The sequence below is a fragment of the Georgenia satyanarayanai genome (assembly GCF_009193135.1).
Lineage (GTDB): Bacteria > Actinomycetota > Actinomycetes > Actinomycetales > Actinomycetaceae > Oceanitalea > Oceanitalea satyanarayanai.
This window is the reverse complement of the sequence record NZ_VUKC01000021.1, coordinates 45,988-53,413: the sequence shown is the minus strand read 5'-3', so window position 1 is coordinate 53,413 and position 7,426 is coordinate 45,988. Positions and strand designations below refer to the sequence as shown.

Annotated in this window: 7 protein-coding genes; 2 read left to right on the top strand and 5 right to left on the bottom strand. The window is 73.3% G+C overall.

Annotated features, from left to right (window positions below):
• On the bottom strand, positions 1-1,075 hold a 1,075-nt coding region (locus GD632_RS15455), incomplete at its 3' end, for a DUF222 domain-containing protein (protein ID WP_193311517.1).
• Between the two features lie 308 nt (positions 1,076-1,383).
• The gene (locus tag GD632_RS15450) at positions 1,384-2,007 is read right to left on the bottom strand and encodes a response regulator transcription factor (protein ID WP_152193111.1); all 624 of its coding nucleotides are present in this window, start codon (positions 2,005-2,007) and stop codon (positions 1,384-1,386) included.
• A gap of 165 nt (positions 2,008-2,172) precedes the next feature.
• On the opposite strand from GD632_RS15450, the gene GD632_RS15445 reads away from it, so the two are divergent.
• Together GD632_RS15445 and GD632_RS15440 are read left to right on the top strand one after the other, a co-directional pair.
• Positions 2,173-3,489, top strand: coding sequence for a COG1470 family protein (locus GD632_RS15445; protein ID WP_152193104.1), 1,317 nt, complete (start codon positions 2,173-2,175; stop codon positions 3,487-3,489).
• A gap of 3 nt (positions 3,490-3,492) precedes the next feature.
• A complete protein-coding gene (locus GD632_RS15440; RefSeq protein WP_152193103.1) occupies positions 3,493-3,810 on the top strand; it encodes a PAAR domain-containing protein in 318 nt (105 codons plus the stop codon).
• 159 nt (positions 3,811-3,969) lie between these two features.
• Here the strand turns inward: GD632_RS15440 and GD632_RS15435 are convergent, their stop codons facing one another.
• The 3 genes from GD632_RS15435 to GD632_RS15425 all read right to left on the bottom strand — a co-directional run bounded on the left by GD632_RS15435 (position 3,970) and on the right by GD632_RS15425 (position 7,397).
• Positions 3,970-5,013, bottom strand: a complete 1,044-nt coding sequence (locus GD632_RS15435) for a WxL protein peptidoglycan domain-containing protein (RefSeq protein ID WP_152193102.1) — start codon at positions 5,011-5,013, stop codon at positions 3,970-3,972.
• Positions 5,014-5,081: 68 nt separating this feature from the next.
• Complete coding sequence (locus tag GD632_RS16110) at positions 5,082-6,362, bottom strand: autotransporter outer membrane beta-barrel domain-containing protein (RefSeq protein WP_193311516.1); 1,281 nt, start codon at positions 6,360-6,362, stop codon at positions 5,082-5,084.
• Positions 6,363-6,380: 18 nt separating this feature from the next.
• The gene (locus GD632_RS15425; protein ID WP_152193101.1) at positions 6,381-7,397 is read right to left on the bottom strand and encodes a sugar phosphate isomerase/epimerase family protein; all 1,017 of its coding nucleotides are present in this window, start codon (positions 7,395-7,397) and stop codon (positions 6,381-6,383) included.
• Positions 7,398-7,426: the final 29 nt, after the last annotated feature.

Here is a 7,426-nt window from a genome sequence, read left to right as displayed (position 1 = left end):
GGGGGGCGATGGCGGTGGAGATGACGTGGGTGTCACCCGGCCGCCAGGCATCCATCCAGGCCCGCGCCTGGGGGGACAGCACGAACGGGTCGACGCTCTCCTGCCCCGGGTCGCGTGGCCCGCCCGGGGCGGTGAAGGAGGCCTCGTCCCAGAACCCGAGCTCGGCGCCCGGCTCGTGCTCCCGCCCGCTGGTGGTGACCGGCGGCTTCGGTGACCCCGTGGCCGCCGCCAGGGCGCGCAGGGTCTGGATGTCGGTGGTGACGGTGACGTGGGGCCGGATGCGGGCACCCTTGCCCTGCTCCCCAGCATCGAGAGACTGGCGCGCCAGCGACGTCAGCGCGGCGGCCCGCCGCTGGGCCGGGGTCCGTTCATCGCCTGTGGCCTTGCGGCCCATGTGCGCCCGCAGGGCGGTGTCCACGGTCTGCCCGGACAGCTCGTCCAGCCACCCGGCGAGGTGGTAGCCGTCCATCGTGCGCGAGAGCGTCAGCTGCTCCTTGGCCCCCTCCTCCCGCCAGCCCCGGTCGGCGGCCTCCGGGTCGGCCATGATCGCCCAGGTGTCCACGACCTTGGCGAAGGACCCCGCATCCATCCGCTGAGCCTGCTCCACGAGGAACGCCTCACCGAGCTCCTCGTCGGACAGCTGCGCCCGCTGCCGGTTGGTGGTGATCGCCCCACGGACCAGCACACCGACGTGCTCCTCGCTCAGGCGCCCCTCCTGCAGGGCCGTGCGCGTCAGCGGCAGCAGGTCCCGCAGCGCTCGCGCCTGGCGCACCTGCCGGGAAGCACCCTGCACGGTGCCATCGGTCTGGGTGCGTAACCAGGCGGCAAAGGTCCGCTGCCCGTCCAGCGCCCACAGCCCGTTCGCCTCGATCACGGCCAGGACCTGCGCCTGTGCTCCGGTCAGGACCCGCTCCAGCTGGACCAGCACGCCCAGGGCCTCGTGGAGGCGGTAGCCCTCGACCTCGTGCCAGCTCCTCCCCGCGAGCCCGCTCGCCGCAGCGAGCAAGGCCCTCAGCGTCTCGACCGGGTCGCGCCCGGGGGCGGACGCTGCGCCGTCGACCACCTCCACGGCCACGGTCCCCACCCCCTCGAGCCTCCGATGTGCTGCTGGTCACATCGTCTCAGCGACCACTGACATCCGACGCGGCCCCGACCACACCGGAGGTCGGCGGTCATTGCGACATGCGTTCCCGGACGGGACTGTGGCACGAGACGAACCGTCGCATGCTCAGGCTGCTCGACGACCTCGACCCGTACGGGCTGGAGCCGAGCCGGCAGGACAGCGCACCCCACGACGAGTACCACCTCGAGGCCGCACCCATCGCACGGCACCTGCTGACCACGCAGCGAGCGCGCCGGGGCCAGCACGTGGGCGCCGCCGTCCTAGATGAGCCCCTCCCGCAGCGCGTAAGCGACGGCATGGGAGCGGTTACGCAGCTGCAGCCGGCTCGTCACGTCGTGGAGCACGTTCTTCACGGTCCGCTCGGAGTAGGAGAGCTGCCGGGCGACCTCCCCGGTGTCGTAGCCGTCCGCGATGAGACGCAGCACCTCGATCTCGCGGGCAGCCAGCCCGGTGAAGGTGAGGCCACGGGGGCCGAGGACCTGGCGCTGCAGCTTGCCCACCTGGTCCATGAGGCGGCCCAGGAGGTCGGGCGGGACGGTCCCGTCCCCCGTCGCGGCGGCGCGGATGACGGCGACGAGCCTGTCCGACGTCGCCTCCGCGCGTCGCACCAGCCCCACGACACCTGCCTCGATCGCGGTGACGAGGTCGCTGTCCTCGAGCTGCCCCACGACGAGCACGGTGCGGGTGAAGCCCCTGCGCTGGACGGCACGGAGCATCCGCAAGGTGTCGCCGTCGAGACTGTCGCTGATGACGACGGCGACGAGCGCGTCGTCGTCCTCGTCGCGTCCCACGATCCGCACCTCCGGGCGCGGCCGTAACTGGCTCACCACGCCGGCCTCCGAGATCGGGTCCCGGGCACTGACCCAGACCGGCACTCGTTCCATCATCATGTCCTCCTTCGCCCCGACAGGGCCGCGCCACCCTGTGCCCGACACTGTCCCGCCGAGGACTCTTCGTGCACTCAACGGGGACTCAACGGGCAGAACCGCTGCCCCGCGAGCCGCCGATTCGCCCTCGGTGCGGACATCCCCCGGCCGTAACGTCTGGCCATGACCACGACTGCGCGCCTGGAGCGCCCGTCTGTCCGGCTGGCGGCCGGTGCCGTGGAGCAGGTGCCTCTCCAGATCCGCAACGACGGCGAGATCGTCGAGGGGTACCGGATCGAGGTGCTCGGCGTGCCGGGGGCGTGGACATCCGTCGACCCCGCGGAGATCACCGGCTTGTTCCCCGGCGCGGAGACGACGGCGACGATCTCCTTCGCCCCGCCGCGCTCCGCGTCCGTCCCGGCGGGTCAGTTGAGCTTCGGCGTGCGGGTGGTGCCGACCGAGCACCCCGAGCAGGCGGTCGTCCCCGAGGGCATGGTCGAGGTCCTGCCCTTCCTCGAGACCACCGCAGAGCTGGTCCCCCGCACCTCCCGTGGCAGGCGGGGCGCCACCCACCACGTGGCGGTGGACAACCGCGGCAACGTCCCGGTCACCGTCCGCCTGGCCGCCCCTGACCAGGACGCCCTCCGGGTCGACGCGCGACCCGCCGCGCTCACCGTCCCGCCCGGTGAGGCGGCCTTCGCCGACCTGCGCGTGACCCCGCGCAGCCGCATCTGGCGAGGAGCCTCGGTCACGCACCCCTTCACGCTCACGGTCCACACCGAGGAGACGACGCCGGTCACGCTGGAGGGCACCCACCTCCAGGAGGCACTCCTCCCGCCGTGGTTCCTCAAGGCCCTGCTCGCGCTCGTGGCCCTGCTGCTCCTTCTCGCCGCGCTGTGGTTCCTCGTGCTGCGCCCCACGATCGTGTCGACGGCGCAGCGGGCCGTCGAGGAGGACGTCGCCCAGGCGAACGAGGCCGCGCGTGAGGCCGCGGTCGCGGCGCAGCAGGCCGGTGAGGAGGCGGGGCAGGCGTCCAACGCCGCGCGTGCGGCACAGGCCGCGTCCACCGAGGCCAGCTCCGCCGCAGTCGAGGCGAACGACCTCGTCGGATCGCCCACGCTCGACGACCTCGTCGTCCCGGTCGCCGACCGGTTCCAGGTGGACACGGCGCCGGGGGCGACCCAGTCCCCAGAACCGTTCGTCGTCCCCGCCGAGGGCACGGTCCGGCTCACCGACTTCGTGGTGAGCAACCCGCAGGGTGACTTCGGGCGGGTCGAGCTCACGCTGGACGGGCGCACGCTCCTCGACCTCGCGCTGGAGAACTTCCGCAGCGTCGACTACCACTTCCAGGAGCCCATCGTCGCCGGGGAGGGCGCCGAGCTGGCGATGACCGTGCGGTGCGACGAGGTCGGGGTGCCACCGGCGCAGGACCCGCCACCCACCACCTGCGACACGTCGGTCCTCTACGGCGGCACCCTCCTCCAGCCCGCGGAGGACTGAGCGGTGCCCGTGGGCCCGGCGCTGCGGGCGGGCGACTCGGCGCTCTGCCCGCTGTTCGACGGTCCCAAGCCGCACGTGGGCGGCCCCGTGACGCCGGCAGCGGCGGTACCGACGGTGCTCATCGGGGGGATGCCCGCGGCCGTCGCCAACTCCATGCCCGGCGGCATCGTCTGCGTCTCCCCCGCCCCCAACGGGATCGCGATGGGCAGCATGACCGTCCTCATCGGCAGCTTCCCCGCCGCGCGTCTCGGCGACATGTCCCTCCACGGCACGCCGATCGCCCCCGGCCCCGGGTGCCCCACCGTCATCATCGGCGGCTGAGCCCCCCGGCGCCGCGCCCCAGCCCCCCAGCCCCTCAGCCCCCCACCCCCAAAGCCCCCCAGCCCTCGTCCCAACTGGTCGGTCGTCCGACGCCGACGCCGCCCGGACCGTCGTCCACACGACCCATTGCGAGGTTGTGGGACGGGGCGGGCGGGGTGGTCAGGGAAGGGGGGCGGGTTCCTGGGCGGCGACGGCGGCGGCGACGGCGGCGGCCACGCGGCGGTCCTCGGCCTGCCGGCGGCGCCGCGCGCGGAGCCGGCTGAGCACGACGGCCGCGACGACGACGGCCAGGCCGGCGAGCACCGACCACGGCACTGTCCACAGCGCGAAGGCCTCCCGTGCGAGCGGCCGCTCGTCCTCCTCACCGACCGGTGCGCCGTCGACGGCCACCGTGCCGGTCGTCCGGAGCAGCGGCCACACGCCCTCGAGCTCGACGGTGCGCTCGAAGCTGCTGCCGGGCAGCATCTCCTCGACGTCGACGCTCACCGCGCTGCGCCCGCCCAGCCCGAGCAGACCGGCGAAGCCCACCGTCTGGGTGCCGGTGAGGCGGACGTTGCCCGTGTTCTCCAGGGTGAAGGTGACGGTGGCGTTCCCGGGCTGCCACGGCAGCCACGACCCGCGGTGGTCGACCTCGACGTCGCTCACCGTCAGCGAAGGGCTGAGGTCGCCGCCCACGCGCAGGAGGAGGCGCGAGCCGAGACGGCGGTCCACCTGCACGCCCTCACCGGTGTCGGCGGGGCCGAGGGAGGTGACGATGCCCCCGGCGTAGTCCCCGGGCGTCGCGTTCGGCGGGACGGTGAGCCGGAAGTCGATGGACACGGCCTCACCGGCACCGACCGTCACCTCGTCGGCGGCCAGGGTCACCCACTGGCCCACGTGCTCGGACTGCTCCCCGGCGGGCAGGAGGTCGAGCTGCGCGACCTCGTTGAGGAAGCCGTCGGCGGCGTAGACGGCGAAGGTCAGGGCCCGGTCGGAGTAGTTGGTCACGACGATCGCGTCGTCCAGGGTCTGCCCCGGCACGAGCTCGTACTGGTAGTTCGGGCGGCTCTGGCCGTTGGCGTTGTCGGCCGTCTGGACGCTCCACGTCACCTCGTCGGGCTCCGTGGCGGCGGTGGCCGGCAGCGTCCACCCCACGAGGGTGGCGCCGGCGAGGGCGAGCACCGCCAGCAGGGCGGCTGCGGCGCGGCGGGCGGGAGTGTCCATGGTGGTGTCCTTCGGTGGGTGGTGCCGCCCGCCCCGCGGGCGGTCGGGACGGGCGGCACCGGTCTGGGTCAGCTGAGCGCGGTCAGCGTCAGCGTCGCGTTGTACGTGCCCGACTCGACGGACACCGGGAGCTTGAGCTCGAGGTCGGCGCCCAGCAGGGCCGACCCGCGCTCGTGCCCGGCGTCCGCACTGCCGAGCGTGCGGGAGACGGACAGGCCCTCTCCCTCGTCGAAGCCGGAGGCGACGTGCGGGCCGGCGACGGCGCCGCCCTCGTTCTCCAGCACCTGCGGCGTCCAGCCGAGGTACTTGCCCGACACCGTCTCGTCACCCGCGCGGAAGTCGGAGACCTGGCCCGAGACCGACCACTGCGGGGCGTCGATCCGGGTGTCGGTCACGCGCACGGGGTTGAGCGTGCCGTCGGCCGCGAAGTGGTCGCCGTTCTCCACCGCGACCCCGAGGTCGACGAGGTTGCTCGTCGAGTCGATCGTCCAGATGAACTCGCCGGCGTCCGGCTCGGGCACGACCACGACCACGGCCTGGTCGCCGTCCGCGGGACCGGCGGCGGGCGCCTCACCGGTGTAGTCGCCGTCGACGGAGCCCGCGGTGTTGCCGGGACCGAAGCTGGCGGCCGGGTCGTTGCCGTCGAGGACGACGGCGCCGAGCACGGTGGTGCCCGCGACCCGGAGGTTGGCGGTGTTGCCGGACAGGGTGAGGTCCCCGCCCACCGTGTTGCCCCACCGGTCCGCACCGCCGTCGGCGGTCGCCCCGATGAGGACGTCACGGGAGCTCCCGCTCACGGTGACGCTGCCGGTGACGACGGCGCCGGCGAGGGACACCCCCCAGTCACTGCCGTCCACCGAGAGGTCGCCGCGCACGCTCGTGCGCAGGACGTCGACGTAGGTGGCGGCGAGCGTCGAGACGGAGCCGTCGACCGAGCTGTCGCTGATCTCGACGTCGATGCCGCCGGCCTCGACGTTCCCGCCGATCGCGAGATCGCGCAGGTAGAGGAACCCGCCGCGCAGGCCCTCGGAGTAGGACACGACGTCGCCGCCGACGGAGGTGCCGTCGAGGGAGATGCCGTAGGTGTCGATGCCGATGACGTCGCCGTCGACGGTGACCGAGGTGGCGTCGAGCCACCCGTCGGCGCCGACGGTGATGCTCCCGGCGACCGTCGCGCCGCCGAGGACGCAGGTGGCGCCGTCGGGAACGACGAGGTCACCGGTGATGGCGGCGTCGCCGAGGTCGTCGGTGCAGTCGGTGGTGGCCGCGCTCGCCGCGGGGGCGGCGATCGCGACGAGCGCCGCGGCCGCGAGCGCGGCGGTCGGCGTCTTCCAGTGCTTCAGGATCATGTCTGGTCTCTCCTCGGGTCAGCCGCGCAGCGCGGCGATGGCGTCGTAGCTGCGGGCAGCGTTGCCCAGCGAGTTGGCGGGGTTCGGAGGAACGGCCGCGGTGGCGGCGTTGTCCTGCTCCCACAGCCCGTACCGCTGGCCGCGGTCCCGGGTGGCGGAGAGGAACTCCTGGAAGTTGATGTCACCGGCGCCGAACTCGATGATGTCGTAGCCGTTGCCGCTGTTCGGGTTGATCTTCCCGTCCTTGAGGTGGAGCAGCGGGAAGCGGCGGGGGTCCTCGCGGACGTAGTCGATCGGCTCGAAGCCGGGGGCCTGGTGCTTGCCGACGAAGGCCCAGTAGACGTCGAGCTGGAGGAACACCCACTCCGGGTTGGTGTTCGCCAGGAAGTAGTCGTAGCGACGGGTGTCGGGCTTGTCGGTGAGGTAGTGGAACTCCCCGGCGTGGTTGTGCGAGTAGAGCTTGATGCCGCGGGCTCGGGCCTTCTCGCCCATGAGGTTCCAGTTCTCGGCGGCCTGCGCCCAGCCGGCCTCGGTGTGGTTGTTCGTCACCGCGCCGCCCTGGCCGAGGAACGGCGTGCCGAGGATCTCGGCGATGTCGAGCTCGGCGTCGATGTTGGCGGGGGTGAGGGTGCGGTGGCTGCCGACGGCCTGCAGGCCGTTGTCGTCGAGCAGCTGGCGGATCTCCTGCGGGGTGATCGCGCCGGCCCCGCCCTGGGTGTACCCGGCGAACTCGATCTGCGAGTAGCCGATGTCCGAGAGCTCCTCGAAGAGGCGGCGGAAGCCGATGCTGTTCGCGCCGCTGAGCTTGTCGCGGACGCTGTAGAGCTGGATGCCGATCCGGTTGACGGGGACGAGCCGGTTGCGGCCGCCGGAGGGCGCGGCACCGGGGATGGAGCCGACGGCGGCACCGGCGGTGGTGCCGATCGCGGCTCCGAGACCGACGGCGACGGACGACGCCGCGAGCGCCTTGAGCATGCTGCGGCGGCTCATCGGTCGGTTGGGGATCGTGGGGTGGGCGTGCTGGTGGTGATCCATGACTCTCCTTCGAGTGTGGGGGTGCGGGG